This is a genomic window from Massilia jejuensis, from assembly GCF_042656795.1.
Taxonomy (GTDB): domain Bacteria; phylum Pseudomonadota; class Gammaproteobacteria; order Burkholderiales; family Burkholderiaceae_D; genus Telluria; species Telluria jejuensis.
This window is the reverse complement of the sequence record NZ_JBHSMS010000036.1, coordinates 144,101-160,967: the sequence shown is the minus strand read 5'-3', so window position 1 is coordinate 160,967 and position 16,867 is coordinate 144,101. Positions and strand designations below refer to the sequence as shown.

At 65.7% G+C, this 16,867-nt stretch carries 8 protein-coding genes; 2 read left to right on the top strand and 6 right to left on the bottom strand.

The genetic code is table 11. From position 1 onward, the window contains the following. Positions 1-217: 217 nt before the first annotated feature. The gene (locus ACFPOU_RS11320; RefSeq protein ID WP_379720873.1) at positions 218-4,948 is read left to right on the top strand and encodes an FkbM family methyltransferase; all 4,731 of its coding nucleotides are present in this window, start codon (positions 218-220) and stop codon (positions 4,946-4,948) included. A 61-nt stretch (positions 4,949-5,009) separates the two neighbouring features. Here ACFPOU_RS11320 and ACFPOU_RS11315 read toward each other — a convergent pair whose 3' ends face one another. The 6 genes from ACFPOU_RS11315 to ACFPOU_RS11290 all read right to left on the bottom strand — a co-directional run bounded on the left by ACFPOU_RS11315 (position 5,010) and on the right by ACFPOU_RS11290 (position 13,175). Continuing rightward, positions 5,010-5,762 carry an ABC transporter ATP-binding protein gene (locus ACFPOU_RS11315; protein WP_379720870.1) on the bottom strand — a complete coding sequence of 251 codons (753 nt, stop codon included), beginning with the start codon at positions 5,760-5,762 and terminating at the stop codon, positions 5,010-5,012. 12 nt (positions 5,763-5,774) lie between these two features. Further along, a complete protein-coding gene (locus tag ACFPOU_RS11310; RefSeq protein ID WP_379720867.1) occupies positions 5,775-6,575 on the bottom strand; it encodes an ABC transporter permease in 801 nt (266 codons plus the stop codon). Positions 6,576-6,718: 143 nt separating this feature from the next. Next, entirely contained in the window at positions 6,719-9,628 is a 2,910-nt protein-coding gene (locus ACFPOU_RS11305) for a glycosyltransferase (RefSeq protein ID WP_379720864.1), read from the bottom strand. Positions 9,629-9,680: 52 nt separating this feature from the next. Next, positions 9,681-10,001 carry a hypothetical protein gene (locus ACFPOU_RS11300; RefSeq protein ID WP_379720861.1) on the bottom strand — a complete coding sequence of 107 codons (321 nt, stop codon included), beginning with the start codon at positions 9,999-10,001 and terminating at the stop codon, positions 9,681-9,683. Beyond that, positions 9,998-10,918 carry a sulfurtransferase gene (locus ACFPOU_RS11295; RefSeq protein WP_379720858.1) on the bottom strand — a complete coding sequence of 307 codons (921 nt, stop codon included), beginning with the start codon at positions 10,916-10,918 and terminating at the stop codon, positions 9,998-10,000. Before ACFPOU_RS11295 ends, ACFPOU_RS11300 begins: the two co-directional genes overlap by 4 nt. 61 nt (positions 10,919-10,979) lie before the next feature. Then, complete coding sequence (locus ACFPOU_RS11290) at positions 10,980-13,175, bottom strand: glycosyltransferase family 4 protein (protein ID WP_379720855.1); 2,196 nt, start codon at positions 13,173-13,175, stop codon at positions 10,980-10,982. A 178-nt stretch (positions 13,176-13,353) separates the two neighbouring features. Between ACFPOU_RS11290 and dnaE the strand changes: the two genes are divergently transcribed. Next, on the top strand, positions 13,354-16,851 hold the full coding sequence (gene dnaE / locus ACFPOU_RS11285; protein ID WP_379720852.1) for a DNA polymerase III subunit alpha: 3,498 nt from the start codon (positions 13,354-13,356) through the stop codon (positions 16,849-16,851). The last annotated feature ends 16 nt before the right edge of the window (positions 16,852-16,867 follow it).

The window sequence follows — 16,867 nt, the reverse complement described above, 5'->3', positions numbered from 1 at the left end:
TCCCTGGCGCACGCCTGCCGGCGTGCGGCAGGCAAATGTCCCGGCGGCGGATGGGGGTGCAAGGACAAAAAGCAGTGACGCTGGCAACCCCTTGCCTTAAAATATCCCGCCGTCCGCGCCGCCTGGACAGTACTTGCATTCGATTCCCGGCGCCAGACCAGTTACAGCGTACTACTTGAAATTGAATCCTGCCGGGACCTGAACAATGAAAAATGGTGTGACTTCCGCTTTGCAGCATGATGTCGATGCGCTCGTTCTGCGCATGCAGGCCTTGTCTGGAACAACTTCCGCGCACAGCAATGGCGAGGACGCGCGCGCGCTGTCTGCGATGCTCATTGGTGACAACCGAGTCCTGATGGCGGCGCTGCAGGCCGACCGCGCCGCCGCGCACGCAGCCGTCGGAGTGCTGGCGCGCGCAGGTGAGGTAAGTGCCCTGTCCGCCTTGCTGGCCAACCTGGAAATCCCGCTGGACGACCGCAGCTTGCTGGAGACCGCCATCAATGCCGGTCTTGGCGGCGACATGGCCGATACCCACAAGTGGATGATCGACTACGACATCGTCGGTCAGCGCATCGAGATGATCGAAAGCGTGGTGCTGCCTTATCTCGATGCGCATTGCCGCGAGAAGACGCTATTCCGGGCGCTCAAGGAGTATGAGGCACAATCGCTCGCACTCAATACCGTGCTGGTCGACCCGCAGGCGATCCACGACGTCATCGGCGTGGCGCGCGAGGGAGGCGTATCGCGCACGGGCGGGTTTTCGCCGGCGAGCGCGGCCGGCGCGACCACCCGGCTGTTGCTTCCGAACAAGGTGTTCAACATTCTGTTGCGCCTGTCGTGGACGGCGCAGGACTACCTATTCGACCTGCACGAACGCTTCGATGCCGACGAGTTGATCGCGGTCGCCAGGACGCTTGAAAAAGTCGTGCCCGTGTACCTGATCCCGACCCACCTCGGCTACCCGATGGGGGGAGGGGAGAGCTTCCTTTACCAAACCTGCCGCATCCTTAGCGAGTTCGGCGTCACATGCGTTTGGGTCAGCTTCCTCGATCCGAAGTCCGGCTGGTACACGGCATCGTCCCGGACCATCACGCCGTATTATCTCGATGTGCGCCATGGCGGCGGATGCAGCAAGGAGGCGATCCAGCAAGCGGTCGACGAATTCCGTCCCGACCTGATCCATGCCCAGGGCGGGACCAGTGACGTGGCCATGGAAATCGCGGAAGAGAACCGCCTGACCACCATGATCGGCTACCACTTCTGGCATGGCCTGGCCGAGCTTGGCGCAAGCGGCAACCAGCATATCCTCGACAACATCACGCAGCACGCGCTGCGCAAGGGCGCGCCGCCGCAGTCGCGCCTGATCCACAAATATGTGGCATCGGAATTCATGCAGGAAGTCTACGAGCGGCTGGGCGGGAAGGAGCAGCTCCAGGTCATCCATCCAATTTCGGACGCGGCCCAGTTCCTGGCGCGCCGCGAGGGCCTGGGCGAATATGTATTGCAAGTCAATGTCTGTCGCCTGAAAGGGGGCGACATCTTCCGCGACTGCGTCAAGGCGCTCGGCGAGGATATTCCTTTCTTCGGCGTGCGCAGCGAGCCGGGCGACAACGAGTATTACGACGCGCTGCAGGCCGACGTCGACGCGCGTCCTCTGTCGCGTGTAGTGTCCTACGGCAATGTGCGCGAGTTCTACCGTGGCGCCCGCATCGTCATCGTGCCGACCCTGGTCGACGAGACCTTCTGCCGGGTGGCCTTCGAAGCGGCGATGAACGGCATTCCCGTACTGTGTACCGCGAATGGCTATCTGCCGTCGATGCTGGGCGAGACCGGCGTGTTCCTGCCCGAAACGTCGGAACAGTGGATCGACACCATCGGCGAGCTGTTTCACGACGAAGAGCGCCTGCGCCGCATCGGCGAAGCGCAGCGCGCACGCTTGACGGCCATGTTCGGCAGCGACTTCAGCGGCTTCACGTCCTCGGCCATGCGCCTGATCGACAGTGCCGCGACACGCAATATCGGCATCTTCACCGTCTGGGGCGACCTCGGTCTCGGCAACCTGAGCCACGTCCATGCCAAGCTGCTGCGCAGCGCCGGTTACCGCGTGCATATCTTTTCGTTCCAGCCGTATGCCTCGATCGGCAAGGGCCTGGTGCGTCAGCAGGATCCCGGAGACTGGAGCGTCCCACGGAATGCCGATTCAGTGTATTACTCGTTCAACCACCGGGAAGAAGTGACGGTCTATGAACTGTCGCAGTTCGTCCTGACCAACAACATCCATACGCTACTGGTGCCCGAGGTGTGCTGGCAGCCGAACTGGGAACGCCTGTTCGCGATCAAGATCAGCAAGCTCAAGATCTGCACGATTCCGATGATCGAGATCGTGATCCGCGACGAAGTGCCCAACCACAATCGGCTGACCACGACCCTGTTCTGCACCAGGTTGTCGGAGCAGGCGTTGACGGCCCATGGCGTGCATAACGGGGCCTTCCTCGGCTTCGGCATCGGCCGCCCGCTGCCGGCCGAGCGCCTGCAGGCCAAGCGCGAACGCCTCGCAGCCCGCAGCAAGATCCGTTTCCTGCACATCGCCGGCCACAACCCGCGTACCCGCAAGAACACCCCGCAGGTGATGGAGGCGTTCGCCAAGGCGCTTGCCCTGCGCGACGACATCGAACTGACCGTCACGTCGATGGACCCGCTTTCCAGCTACTATCCGCATGCGCTTCCGGCCGGGATTACCGTCATCGACCGCAGCCTGGCCCGCGACGAGATCGCCTCCCTGTACGAAGCGCACGACGTCAGCATCCAGGTGTCGTCGCACGAGGGCCTGGGGCTCGGCTTCTACGAATCGATCGCCTGCGGCACGCCCGTGGTCTCGCTCGACGCGCCTCCGCACAACGAGATCGTGCTTGAAGGCGAGACCGGCTGGCTGGTTCCAGCCATGCCGATGGCCATGCCGGACAACGACCGCTCGATCGTGTCGGCCTGGCGTTTCGATACCTTCGCGCTGACCGAGCGCATCCTCGCCCTGACCCGGGAACAGGTGGACCAGGTCACGGCGACGTCGGCACAGGTATTCAGGACCCGCTTCGACGAAGTGGCCTTGTTGACGCGCTTCCTGCAGGTGCTGCCAGCTACGCAGGTCGTGGCCCCGGGCGCGGTGGCGCTGCCGCAGCCCGGGATATCGCCGCTCGAAGAACGCGTCGTCACGGCCGAGCCGGTCGTCAACCTGCCGCCGCCGATTGCCGAGCCGGCAGCGGCCGAGGTGCCGCCGCCGCCGCGTGGCCCGAAAATCGTCGTCAAGCGCGTGCTGTACCTCTTCCTGCGCCGGGCGTACCGCAGCGTCAAGCCATTGACCGGCCGCCTCGCACAGCGTTTCCGTACCTTGATGGTCGAGGCGACCGGGGATTTGCGTCAGCAGGTGCAGTCGCTCGCCGAAGTTCAGGATGGCACGAGCCGCGATCTGTCCGCGGTGGCGCGCAGCCTGCACGAGACGACACACGGCATTGCCCAGGTCCAGTCGGCGCAGCTCGGCGCGATCAGCAGCGCCCTGGAGCAGATGAAGGCCGAGCAGAAAGCGTTCGCCGCCGCGCATGCGCAGGCGCTGGCGGGCGGGCAGGCGCAACTGAGCCGTGAACTGTTCGCGATCGCCCAGATGCTGCGCCAGGAATTGCAGGGGCTGGCCAGTGCATCTGGAAAGCTCGAGTCCAGCCTGGCAGCAAAACTCGAGTCGAGCCTGGCAACGCAACTTGAGTCCAGCCTCGCAGCGCAATTCTCTTCCAGCCTGGCAGGGCAATTGGCTCTCATCGACCGTAACGTCGGCTTCGTGAAGGACCGGCTGGCGACCTATGCCGGTCCCGGGGCCGTGCTCACCTACCTGCGCGACGAGAGCCCGCTGTTCGTCAATACCGGTGACCTCGGTTGTCCATCGCCGATTGTCAATGGCGGCGTCTGGGAGCCAGAAAACCTCGCTGTGCTGATGAGCTTTGTGAAGAGCGACACCGTGTTCCTCGATGTCGGCGCCAATGTCGGCTATTTTACGATTGCCATCGGTAACCGCCTCGGCAAGCGTGGGCGGGTGTATGCATTCGAGCCGCACCCGGAGCTGACCAACCTGATCGAACGCAGCATCCACCTCAACAGCCTGGAGGCGGTGGCCAAGGTAGTCCCGTGCGCCGTGTCCGACCGCGAGGGCAGCCTCGATCTGTTCTACCCCGAGGGCCACCTGGGACGCGGCACCGCGAGCCGTACGATCGACGAGCCGGGACGAACCGTCTCGGTGGCGGCGCGGCGAATCGACGACTTGTTGCCTGCCGGCCTGGCGGTCGACCTGGTGAAGATCGATGTCGAAGGACATGAGCTGCCGGTCCTGCGCGGCATGGAAGACGTGCTGCGCCGTTCGCCCGACATCAAGATCCTGTTCGAGAAATTGGAGAGCACGGACGGCGACGACATGGCCATCGCAGAGCTGCTCGGAAATTACGGGCTGTCGTTGTACGGCGTCGGTCCGAACGCCGTGCTGGTGCCCTTGTCAGGCGAGGCATACCGGACCTGGATAGGCGACGTGCTGGCCGCGCCCGGTGCGGCGGTCACCCAACTGGTGCGCACCGGCTTCTCGATCTATCCCGGACAGTTGTACGGGGAGGGTGAGAACCTGGGCACGCGCACCCGTTACCATGCGCAGCAGGATAAGATCGCCTTCTTCGGCCCGGACTGGCATCTACAGGCAGGGACGTGGGAACTGCGTCTGCATGCAGGCATCGATGGGCCGTTGCGCGTGTCGATCGTGGAAGAGCATTGTCGTGTGCTGGCCGAGCTCGACCTGGACGCGGCGCATCCGGCTGGCGTGTTCCAGCTTGACCATGACGTGGTGCATTTCGAGCTGCGCGCTCACTTGCCGGTCGGCACGACAGTCGACCTGGAACGGATCGAGTTCCAGCGTCATTGACGCGGGCTGCAGGAAATGAAATCGGGCTCCGCGGAGCCCGATTTTTTTGCCGGTACGGCCGTCAGGCGGCGATATCGCCGAAATAGTACGGCAGCACTTCCTCGGGGGCGCCGTCCATGCGGATCCTGCCGTGTTCCAGCCACAGCACGCGGTTGCAGGTCTTCATGATCAGGTCGCGCGAGTGGCTGGCGATGACCAGGATGCTGGTCGACTGGACCAGTTGCGTCAGGCGCTCCTCGGCCTTGTGGGTAAAGCCCTGGTCGCCTACCGACAGCCACTCGTCCATCAGCAGGATGTCGGGACGGACCATGGTCGAGACCGAGAACGCCAGGCGCAGGTGCATGCCGCTCGAATAGGTTCGCAGCGGCATGTCGATGAAGTTGCCCAGCTCCGAGAATTCGATGATCTCGTCGATGCGCTCGTTCATTTCCGCCTTCTCGATGCCCAGCAGGGCGCCGCGCAGGTAGATGTTTTCGCGGCCGCTCGCTTCCGGATCGATGCCCAGCGAAATATCGATCAGCGAACCGATTTCGCCTTCGATGCGGGCACGTCCTTCCGACGGCGCATACACGCCGCTGAGCAGGCGCAGCATGGTACTTTTGCCGGCACCGTTGTGCCCGACCAGGCCGAGCCGGGTGCCGTCGTGCAGCGAAAACGTCAGGTCTTCGAGCGGGCGTACCACGACGCGGCCCTGCTCGTCGGAAGCGATCTGGCCGCCGGTGGCGACCTGGAGAAGGCGTTTCTTGAGCGAGCGTCCACTCGCGTTGTAAATCGGGATGTCGACCGATACGTTGTCAAATTCGATGAATGCCATGATGGTCCTTCGTTACAGCCAATAGGCGATGCGGTTCCGGTAGCGCCCGAAGAACACGATGGCGCACGTCCATCCGACGATGGCCAGGCCGATCGACACGCCCCAGTTCAGGGTCGACGGCAGCTCGCCCAGCAGCGGCGCACGCACGATCTCGATCATGTGATAGAACGGGTTTGCGTCCAGCAGGAAGACGCCGGCGCGCGCCGGCAGCAGCTTCGGCATCCACATGATCGGCGTCAGGTAGAACACCACCTGCAGCACGCTGTTGACGATGTTCGGCAGGTCGCGGTAGCGCGCGCACAGGATGCCCAGGATAAGGGAAATCCAGGCCAGGTTAAGGATGGTAAGGGCCAGCGCGGGAATGCTTAGCAAAGCCAGCCAGGTAAGGGGCTTGCCCACGGCTAGCAGCACCAGCGGAAAGATGACGATGTTGTGGCCGAGAATGAGGAGATTACGCCAGATCATGCGCAGGATATGCACGAACAGCGGAATCGGCAGCTGCTTGACGATGGCTTCGGCGCTGATGAAGCCCATGCTCCCTTCCGCGATGACCGTCGACATGAAACTCCAGAGGATGGTGCCGATGGCCAGGAAAGGAAAGAAATCGTACAGCGGCGTCTTGAAAATCTGGCCGAACACGATGCCGATCGTCGCGATCATGACGGCCATGCCGATGGTGATCCAGAACGGACCCAGGGCCGAGCGACGATAACGCTGGCGCACATCTTGCCAGCCGAGCACGCCGACCAGGTGGTGGCGTTTCACGGCTGAGGTAATGTCGTTAAGGGCGAGCAAGGAGTTACTGTTGCGCATTGCTTGATTTCTGACACGTGAAAGGGAAGCATTTTAAACTGCAGAGCGCCACGGAGGGCGTTTTTCTCGCAGGCGGTGTCCTTCATGCTGCGCTGCAATACAGCGCTCTGGGGCCGGGCATGCGGGTTCTCGCCAATGACGTTTCAGGCCTGTCGGGCGGCAGGCACGGGCGCAAGGCGTGCCAGTATCTGCGCCACCTGCACGGTGCCGGTAGCGGCCTCATAGTGCTCCAGCTTCACGCCACGCGCCTGCCATGCAGCAGGCAGGGTTGTCGCCGTTTCCGGACCGAGGGCCAGCACGATATCGCCGACCGAAGCGTCGGCAACGGCGTCTTCGATCAGCAGATCCGCGCGTCCGATCAGGTCGAGCGTGAAGCGGCGCGCGTAGCGGTAACACTTGCCGTCGTAACGCACCGGTTCGACGCGCCAGCCCACCGGTGCCGCCTCCATGAGTACGGCAATCGCGGCGCGCTGCGCCGAAGCGGCGCCAGTGCCGGACGCGGCCAGGCGCGTCACGTCGACCAGCAACTGGTGCGGACCGCGCCGGGTCCGGTTGGCGGCAACCGCCGCTGCCGCCTGCATCAGGTCGGACCCGCCAGCGGCGCCGATGGTGGCGATGCCGCAGACCAGCCGCCGCTCATCGTTCCTGGCGCGGGCGCAGGTGAAGGCCTCGATCGCCTCCTGGTATAGCAGGCTGACCCTGGCAGGCGTGCGTGCCTCGACATGGACGCGGGCCGCCGCGCTCAGGCGCTCGCGCAGGCCGCGGTCGACGCGCAACGCATCAAGGGCCGTGACCAGTTCCGCAATGCTGAAATCGTCGGCGATTTGCAGGCAGACTGTAGCGGGCATCTCGACTGCGGAACCATGGGCGTTCACGATGGTCGGGAGGCCGTAGCTCAGGCAGTCGAGCACACTTCCGGAGGTCTCGCCGCGCGAGCCCCGGCGCAACTGGATCGCCCCGTCCGCCGCGGCCAGGTAAGTATTGTAGGACGCTTCGCTCACATACCCGGTGATGCGGATGCGCGGATGAGCGGCAATCCGCTGGCGCAGTTCAATGCCGAACGCATCGTTGCCGACCTCGCCGACGAACACCAGGTGGCAGCGCGGATCGCGGCCGGCGGCACTGTCGATCCAGGATTCGACGATGTCGTCGTTGCGCTTGGTCGCGGCCAGGATGCCGAACGAACAAATCAGGATATCGTCTTCCGCCACGCCAAGCTCGCGCCGCGCCGCGGCCTTGTCGACGACTGGCGGCAACGGACGCTGCAGCGGCAGGAAGCGGAATTTCCCGGCCAGATCGGGGCCGTACCAGCGCTGCGCCAGCTCGATCGAGTACATCGAATGGGCGATGACGCCGACTGCATGGTCGAGTACCGACTTATTGCATGGATAGGTGTGGCAGGAGGCAGCGCGGCCCAGACGCTTCTCTTCCGCCAGCGCGTGGTAGCCATGGGACTGGTAAAGCATGCGGCAATAATGGTTAGGCAGCGGGCTGTTGCCTTCTTCGTGGTTCAGGACACCGCTCAGGAAGAAGTCGTGCAGGACGACGATGCCTGGATGGCGTTCGAGCAAGCCGAACATGTGGGCATGGAAGGTCGAGTTCCCGAACTGATACACGATGCGGTCGAACTCATGCGCGTGCTGCTCGAACCAGTCGGCCGAACGCTGCGGGAATCGGTCGCGCAGGTTGGGATCGTCCATCTGATCCTGGGCCAGCACCAGCTCGATGTCGTAATAATTCGCCAGCTCCGGCAGCAAATCGGCACTGCAGTCGGCAATTCCCGAGCGTTCGGGTGGCAGCGGCGACACGAAGGCCAGGCGCGGCCGAGGCGCCGGTGGCGCGCCGACGGCGACGCTCGTACGCCGTGCGGCCTGCCTGCGCTGGTGGGTTTCCTCGAAGGCGGCGATGGCACGGCGCGCGCTCGCATCCCACGAAAAGCGGGTGGCCTGGACCAGGCCATGCGCGCGCAGGTCAGCCTGGCGCGCAGGGTCGTTCAGGACCGCGGCGATCGCAGCGCTGATGTCGTCGATGCTGTGCGGGTCGAACAGCGCGTCCGTTCTGCCGATTACTTCCGGAATGCTGCTGCTGTTCGATCCGATAACGGGTGCGCCGCACGCCATCGCTTCCAGCGCCGGCAGGCCGAAACCTTCATGCAGGGAAGGGAAGACGAACAGCGACGTGCAGTTGTAGAGTGCGACCAGATCGTCGTCGCTGACATAGCCGGTCAGGACCAGGTCGCCGGCAGGGAGGTCGCATCCCGCGGCAAGGCGCTGCAGGCGCTGGCGGTCGGCGTCCTGGACGCTGCATACGACTGCCAGCTGGTACTGGGCGCGCAGCGGCGCCGGCAGCCGGGCATAGGCCTCGATCAGGCCTTCGATGTTCTTGCGGTAGTCGATACCGCCGGTGTACATGATGAAGGAGCGCGTGAGGCCGAAGCGCCGCAATAGCGCTGCCCTGGCATCCGGCGCCAGGTCCAGGGGGCGGAAGATGTCGTCCACCGCCGAGGAAATATTCACGACCGCGTCCGGCGCCATGTGCAGCTCGCTGATGGCTTCTGCGCGCGCGCTGCCTGAAATGGCGAGCAGTAGCTGGGCGTTCTTCAGGCTTTCCAGCTTGCGGTGGTACCAGCGCGCGATGTTCGGGTCGCCCAGGTAGCGGTCCTGGCGCATCAGCGGAATCAAGTCGTACAGGGTCACCGCGCTGGCGAACCGGTCCCGGCCATGCAGCACGGAGACGACGGCGTCGTCGCTCAAGCCCTCGAACAGGCTGGCTACATGGACGATGTCGGGCTGCAGGCCGGCCAGGTAGTGCTCGCGGATGCGCTCGGCTGCAAGCAGGCGCCACATATTGTCCGGGCTCGCTTCGGCCGACGGTGCAGGCGTGGCGAAAGTCATGATGCTCGACGCGGGGACGAGGCCATCGAATGCCCGCCTCAGGCCGGTGACACTGGCGGGAAAGCGCTCGTTGAGCACGATGCGCAGGTCGTGTCCGACATTGTTGCGCGCCATGGCCTGTGCCAGCGCCAGCGAATAACGGCCAATGCCGCGGTGCATGCTGGAGGCCTGGCATGCTTGCAGATCGAGAAGGATGCGCATCAAAGAATGGTCATGGTTGGCGGGTACGTTCGAGCGCGCGTTTCAGGTCGTACAGGACCTGGCGCGCCGCATCGGTGAGTTCGGACTCGTCGGTCGGCAGTGTGGGCAGGGATTGCCAGTCGGCGCGGCGCGAGCGTGCGACAGCGGCGCGCACCCGTCCGGCCAGGACAGGGAAGCGAAACAGCTGGCGTCTCAGGAAACCGTCGAGGCGAGGACGCGCCACGACGAAAGCGACCGCGCGCAGCGCGATGGCCTTGGCGCCCTGGCGGGCCGTGCGTTTCAGGGAACGCAACGCGCCCGGAGCCGTGGCTGGCGAGGAATCCTGGGTCATGGCTGGCCTGTCGAATCCGCTTGCGCCTGGTCCGCGCAATGCGGACACGACATCCCATACACATACTGCGGCGAGAGCTGTTCGCGCGGCGTGACGACGGCGCGGCAGGCGAAGCACTGCGTGGTGACGGTCGGCTCGAGCTTCGGGTTGAGCGCGGTCCGGTAGTCGAAGACAAAGCAGTCGCCGTGATAATGGGCGCCGCCGACGTCCTCGAAATACTTCAGGATGCCGCCTTCTAATTGATAGACGTTGTCGTAGCCGATGTTCTGCATGTGGATCGCCGCCTTTTCGCAGCGGATGCCGCCGGTGCAGAACGTGACCACGGTCTTGCCCGCGAAGTCCTCCTTGTGGGCGGCGATCACTTCCGGAAATTCGGTGAACTTGGCGATCCGGTAGTCGACGGTATTGTCGAAGGTGCCGACGTCGACTTCGAAATCGTTGCGCGTGTCGACCATCACGACCGGCTTGCCGGCGTCGTCACGGCCCTGGTCGAGCCAGCGCTTGAGGGTCAGTGCGTCGACGGCCGGGGCGCGGCCCAGTTCCGGTTTGATCAGCGGCATGCGCATGGTGATGATCTCTTTCTTGATCTTCACCAGCATGCGCTTGTGCGACTGCTCTTCGGAGTAGCTGTACTTGACCTCGATGTCGGCAAAGCGCGCATCCAGGCGCAGCCAGGCCAGGTACCGGTCGATGTCGGCCGGCAGGCCCGACAGGAACATGTTGATGCCTTCGGGCGTGAGCAGGATGGTGCCGCGCAGGTGCAGCTGGGCGCAGATGTCCTGGAACTTCGGGCGCATCTCTTCGGTGTCGTCGAAGCTGACGAACTTGTAGGCGGCGATGTTGACGTAGTTGCCAGCGCCGGCGCCCGCGGTGGCGGCGCCGCTCGCGGCCGCCGTGTGATGGGTCGTGGTTTGCATGATTGCCAAGTAGCTCAATTCGGGTCAACCGCTATTATAAGCCGTCGGGCTCGCGCGGAAATCACCCCGGCCAGCCCGCCGGTCCCGGTGCCGCCGTTTCGGCCGCCAACTGTTGTGCAATCGCCTCCGAGGCGCACAGCAGGCGGTCGGCGCCTGCCGCCGCGCGCGGCGGCAGGCCGCCCTCGAGGGTCCGCACCATCAGGTTCACGCGCACGCCGCGCGCGCGCCAGGCCGCGAACAGGCCACCCTCGAAGGCCGCCTGCACCGACCGGGAGCCCGCATCCGGCGCCAGATACAGGTCGCTCGCGTGCACATCGACCACCGGCTCGTCCTGCGACGTCCAGTCCAGCCCCAGCACGCGCGCGGCGCTGTTGCGCGCCTGGCGATAGCGCGGAACGGTGCCGGCGGTATCGAGGAACACCGGCTCGACGCGCAGCTCCGGCGGCGCTTGTTCCAGCAAGCTGCGCAGCTGGCCGGCCACGAGCGGGTCGGGCACGGCGCCGGCCTGGACCCAGTCGCTCACGTCCACCAGCAGCTGGCGCCGCGTGGCCGGCTCGCTTGCGGCCAGGCCGGCGGCCAGTTCCCGCAGCGCTTCTTCGTTCGCCGGCGCAGCCTGTGCCAGGGCCGCACGCCAGGCCGCGTGCCGCGCCTCGGTGGCCGCGCGCGCGGCGGCGAGCGTCGCGAGATACAGCTGGGCGCACCGGGCCGGACGGAACCGTGCGTCGAGCAGGGCGACCGCGCCCTGGCCCAGCGCCGTGCGCCGCGCCGGGTCGCCGCGCAGCGTCTCGAGCGCGGCGCTCAGTTCGGCCACCGCGAAGGCGTCCGGTAACCGCCAGGCGGCGTCGGGCGGGAATTCGGCCATCGATCCGTTGGCATTGACGATCGTCGGCAGCGCATAGTTCATGCAGTCGAGGACGGCACCCGAACTCTCGCCATGGGCATGCGTGCGCAGCTGCACGCCGACATCGGCCGCCTGCAGGTACTGGCGGTAGACGGCGTCGTCGGTCCAGCCGGCGATGCGGATGTGCGCTCCCGGCCCGGCGGCGCGGATCAGTGCCTCGACCTCCATGCCATACGGGCTGTCGTGGTTGGCGCCGACCAGCACCAGGGCGCAGGCGCGGTCGGCGTGCAGTGTCGAACCGGTCCAGGCGCGCAACAGTTCGTGGGTCAGCTTGTTGGGGGCGACGAAGCCGAAGCTGCAGACGAGGAAGGTATCGGGAGCGATGCCGAGCGCGGCGCGTGCGGCGGCGCGGTCGATGGCTGGAGGCGGCGTGCGCGGGTGCGGGATGACGTCGATGTCGTGCGCGGCAGCCTGGCCGAACCAGTCGGCGGCGAGCTGGCGCGCGTGAAGCGAGTGGACGATGGTGCGGGTCGCGTTTTCCAGCACCGGCAGGCTGGCGGGCCAGTCCTTGTGCGCCTGGCCGCGCCCCGCCGCGCTCTCGCTGGCGCGCACGGCTGCATAGCCATGCGAATGGAACAGGGCATCGACCCAGGCGCGCGGATGCGCGCCGCTCATCTGCGCGTGCACCAGCGCGCCGCCCAGGAAGAAGTCGTGCAGCACGACGACGCCCGGATGGCGCGCCAGCAGCGCGAACATGTGGCTGTGGAAGGGGCTGTTGCCGAACTGGTAGAGCACCTGGTCGTATTGGTCGCCATGCGCGAGGAACCAGTTGGCCTGGCGTACCGGCAGGTGGCGCAAGGCCGGTGGCAGGATCACCTCGTCCTGGGCGACGACCAGCTCGATCTCGAAGTGGCTTGCCAGTTCGGCCAGCAGTTCGACCGCATAGGCGGCAACCCCGGTGCGCTGCGGCGGCAGCGGCGAGACGAAGGCCAGGCGCGGACACGCGCCCGGCTGGCGCGGCGCCCCCGCTTGCAGCGTGCGCAGCGAACGCAGGATCGCGTTCGCGCGCGGCGACAGGGTGGGGATGCCGTCTTCCTGGGCGTTGCCGGGCGCCGCGGCGGCGCTGCCCGATGCCATCATCATCCGGTAGGTGTGCTCATACAGCGCCGGGGAGCGTTTCAAGATGCGCAGCGCAAGCTGGCGTACCCGGGGATGGCGCAGCACGAGGCGCGCCGCCAGCATCACCGGCGCGGCCAGGCGCCGTGCCCCTGATCCCGACCGCGGAACGGGTGCCGGTGCCGCGTCCGGCGCGGCAGGCGGCAGGACGGCGATGGCGCAGCCGTCGACGGTGGAGCGCGCGCCCGCGCCAGGTTCCGCCGTGAGCAGATCGAGCAGGGTGGTCGGTGCCGCGCTCATCGGGACAGGCAAGGGACGGGCCGGGAACGAAGCAGCGGCAAGGCGGGAAGGGGGCGGCGGGACGGCACGATACGCATGGACAGTATTATAAGATGGCGCAGGCCGGGCGCGCTCCGAACGCGATGTTGTCTATTTGCAACTGGGGCCGCCTGGTCGTGCGGCAGGTTAAAATACGGCCATGACTTCCCCGACCTTCACCCACCTGCGCGTCCATTCCGAATACTCGATCGTCGACGGCCTGGTGCGCATCGACGACCTGGTCGGCGCCGCCGCCAAGGACAAGCAACCGGCCCTGGCCGTGACCGACCTGGCCAACATGTTCTGCATGGTGCGCTTCTACAAGGCCGCGCGCGGCAAGGGGATCAAGCCGATCGTCGGGGTCGACGCCTGGATCACCAACGACGATAACCGCGAGAAGCCTTCGCGCCTCCTGATCCTGGCAAAGAACCACACCGGCTACCTGCAGCTGTGCGATCTGCTGTCGAAGGCCTGGCTCACCAACCAGTACAAGGGCCGCGCCGAAATCCGCGCCGAGTGGCTGGAAGCGCTGGCGACAAGCGTGTCCACGCTGGAGCCGGGCGCCGACCAGGCCAACGCACTCATCGTGCTGTCGGGCGCCTGCTTCGGCGACGTCGGCCAGGCCATCGACAACGGCGACATCGAGCGCGCCGAACGCAATGCCGCGCGCTGGGCGCGCATCTTCCCGGGCCATTTCTATATCGAGATCCAGCGCGCCGGCGCGGCCAACCAGGAGCAGGCGGTGCGTCATTCGGTGGCGCTGGCCGGCCGCCTGGGGCTGCCGGTGGTCGCCACGCATCCGGTGCAGTTCATCAGCAAGGACGAATTCATCGCCCACGAGGCGCGCACCTGTATCGCCGAAGGCGAGATGCTGGCCAACGCCAAGCGCGTGCGCCGCTTCAACGAAGAGATGTGTTTCAAGACGCAGGCCGAGATGGCCGCGCTGTTCGCCGATCTGCCGGGGGCGCTGGCCAACTCGGTCGAAATCGCCAAGCGCTGCAACGTCGTGCTCACGCTCGGCAAGCCGCAGCTGCCGGACTTCCCGACCCCGCCGGGCATGTCGATCGACGAATTCCTCGTGGCGGAATCGCAAAAGGGCCTGGAAAAGCGCCTCGAACACCTGTACCCGGACCCGGTCAAGCGCGAGGAAGCGCGGCCGCGCTATGAAGAGCGCCTGAAGTTCGAGACCGATACCATCAACAAGATGAAGTTCCCGGGCTACTTCCTGATCGTGGCCGAATTCATCCAGTGGGCCAAGGACAACGGCGTGCCGGTGGGGCCGGGCCGCGGCTCGGGTGCCGGTTCGCTGGTGGCCTACTGCCTGCTCATCACCGACCTCGACCCGCTGAAATACAACCTGCTGTTCGAGCGCTTCCTGAACCCGGAACGCGTCTCGATGCCCGACTTCGACATCGATTTTTGCCAGGAAAACCGCGACCGCGTGATCCAGCACGTGAAGGACCTGTACGGGCGCGATGCGGTCTCGCAGATCGCCACCTTCGGCACCATGGCGGCCAAGGGCGCGATCCGCGACGTCGGCCGCGTGCTCGACTACGGCTACAACTTCTGCGACGGCATCTCGAAACTGATTCCCTTCAAGCCGGGCAAGCCCGTTTCGATCGCCGAGGCGATCGAGGAAGAGCCGCTCCTGAAGGAACGGCTGGAGAACGAAGAAGAAGTCAAGCAGGTGCTGGAGCTGGCCCAGCAGGTCGAAGGCATCACCCGCAACATCGGCATGCACGCCGGGGGCGTACTGATCGCGCCGGGCAAACTCACCGACTTCTGCCCGCTCTACACCCAGGGCGGCGACGCCGGCGTGGTCTCGCAGTACGACAAGGACGACGTCGAGGCCGTCGGCCTCGTGAAATTCGACTTCCTGGGCTTGACCACGCTGACCATCCTCGACCGCGCGGTCAACTACATCAAGGCGCTCGACCCGGCGGAGAGCGAATTCGACCTGGCCAAGCTGCCGCTGAACGACCGGCCGTCCTACAAACTGCTGTCGGACGCGAAGACGGTCGCCATCTTCCAGCTGGAGTCGCGCGGCATGCAGGGCATGCTGAAGGACGCGCGTCCCGACCGCTTCGAGGACATCATCGCGCTCGTCGCGCTCTATCGTCCGGGACCGATGGACCTGATCCCCGACTTCTGCAAGCGCAAGCACGGCGAGAAGTTCGACTATCCCGATCCGCGCACCGAGTCCATCCTGTCCGAGACCTACGGCATCATGGTCTACCAGGAGCAGGTCATGCAGATGGCGCAGATCGTCGGCGGCTATTCGCTGGGCGGCGCCGACATGCTGCGCCGCGCGATGGGCAAGAAGAAGGCCGAAGAGATGGCCGAGCACCGCGAGATCTTCCGCGCCGGCGCCGCCAAGGACGGCCTGTCGACCGAGAAGGCCGACGAGATCTTCGACCTGATGGAAAAGTTCGCGGGCTACGGTTTCAATAAATCGCACGCCGCCGCGTACGCGCTGCTGTCCTACCACACGGCCTACCTGAAGGTGCACCACACGGCCGCCTTCATGGCGGCCAACATGTCGCTGGCGATGGAAGACACCGACAAGATCAAGATCCTGGTCGAGGATGCGATCGACGTCTGCCGCCTGACGCTGCTGCCGCCGGACGTGAACGAATCGCAATTCCGCTTCACGCCCGAAGGCGAGCCGAAATCGGTGACGGGCAAGCAGGTCACGAATATCCGCTACGGCCTGGGCGGCGTGAAGGGCTGCGGCCAGGGCGCGATCGAGGCGATCGTCGCCGCGCGCAACGAGGGCGGCAAGTTCAAGGACCTGTTCGACTTCTGCAAGCGCGTCGACCGCAAGCAGATCAACCGCCGCACGATCGAATCGCTGATCCGTTCCGGCGGCATGGATTGTTTCGGCGTCGACCGCGCGATCCTGCTGGCTTCGGTCGGCTTCGCGATGGAAGTGGCGGGCCAGGAAGCGGCCGCGGCGAACCAGGTCAGCCTGTTCGGCGGCATTGACTCGGACCTGGTGGCGCCGCCCGAGTACGTGAAAGCGGTGCCCTGGACCGACCGCCAGAAGCTCTCGGAAGAAAAGACCGCGCTCGGCTTCTACCTGTCGGGCCACATGTTCGACATCTATGCCCAGGAAGTGCGGCGCTTCGCGCGCACCCGCCTGCAGGACCTGGAGCCGTCGCGCGAGCCGCGCATGCTGTGCGGCGTGATCACGGGCGTGCGCACCCAGATGACCCAGCGCGGCAAGATCCTGATCGTCGCGCTCGACGACAAGACCGGCGTGGTCGAAGTCACGGTCTACAACGAGGTGTTCGAGGCCAACAAGAACGCCTTCAAGGAAGACGAGTTCCTGCTGGTGGTCGGCAAGGTGTCGGAAGACCGTTTCAACGGCGGTCTGCGCATCACGGCAGAGAAGGTGTACGACCTGGCCAGCTCGCGCATCCAGTACGGCCACAAGCTGGAGATGGACCTGGCCTGCACGGTCAGCCCGGCAAGAATCGCCGAAGTGCTGGCGCCCTACAAGCACCCGGACGGCCTGCCGGTCAGCCTGCGCATCAAGCCGGCCAACGTCGACTGCGTCGTGCAGCTGGGCGACGAATGGCGCGTGGCGCCGTCGGATGCGCTCAAGCATGCGCTGGAGCTGACGCTGGGGGCGAAGGCGGTGGCGGTAGAGTATTGAGCCGCCGGGGCGATCG

Excerpts from the sequence above, each read along its gene's own strand:
- ACFPOU_RS11310 (WP_379720867.1), bottom strand. The coding sequence starts at position 6,575 with ATGCGCAACAGTAACTCCTTGCTCGCCCTTAACGACATTACCTCAGCC.
- ACFPOU_RS11300 (WP_379720861.1), bottom strand. The coding sequence starts at position 10,001 with ATGACCCAGGATTCCTCGCCAGCCACGGCTCCGGGCGCGTTGCGTTCC.
- dnaE (WP_379720852.1), top strand. The coding sequence starts at position 13,354 with ATGACTTCCCCGACCTTCACCCACCTGCGCGTCCATTCCGAATACTCG.
- ACFPOU_RS11290 (WP_379720855.1), bottom strand. The coding sequence starts at position 13,175 with ATGAGCGCGGCACCGACCACCCTGCTCGATCTGCTCACGGCGGAACCT.
- ACFPOU_RS11305 (WP_379720864.1), bottom strand. The coding sequence starts at position 9,628 with ATGCACCGCGGCATTGGCCGTTATTCGCTGGCGCTGGCACAGGCCATG.
- ACFPOU_RS11295 (WP_379720858.1), bottom strand. The coding sequence starts at position 10,918 with ATGCAAACCACGACCCATCACACGGCGGCCGCGAGCGGCGCCGCCACC.
- ACFPOU_RS11315 (WP_379720870.1), bottom strand. The coding sequence starts at position 5,762 with ATGGCATTCATCGAATTTGACAACGTATCGGTCGACATCCCGATTTAC.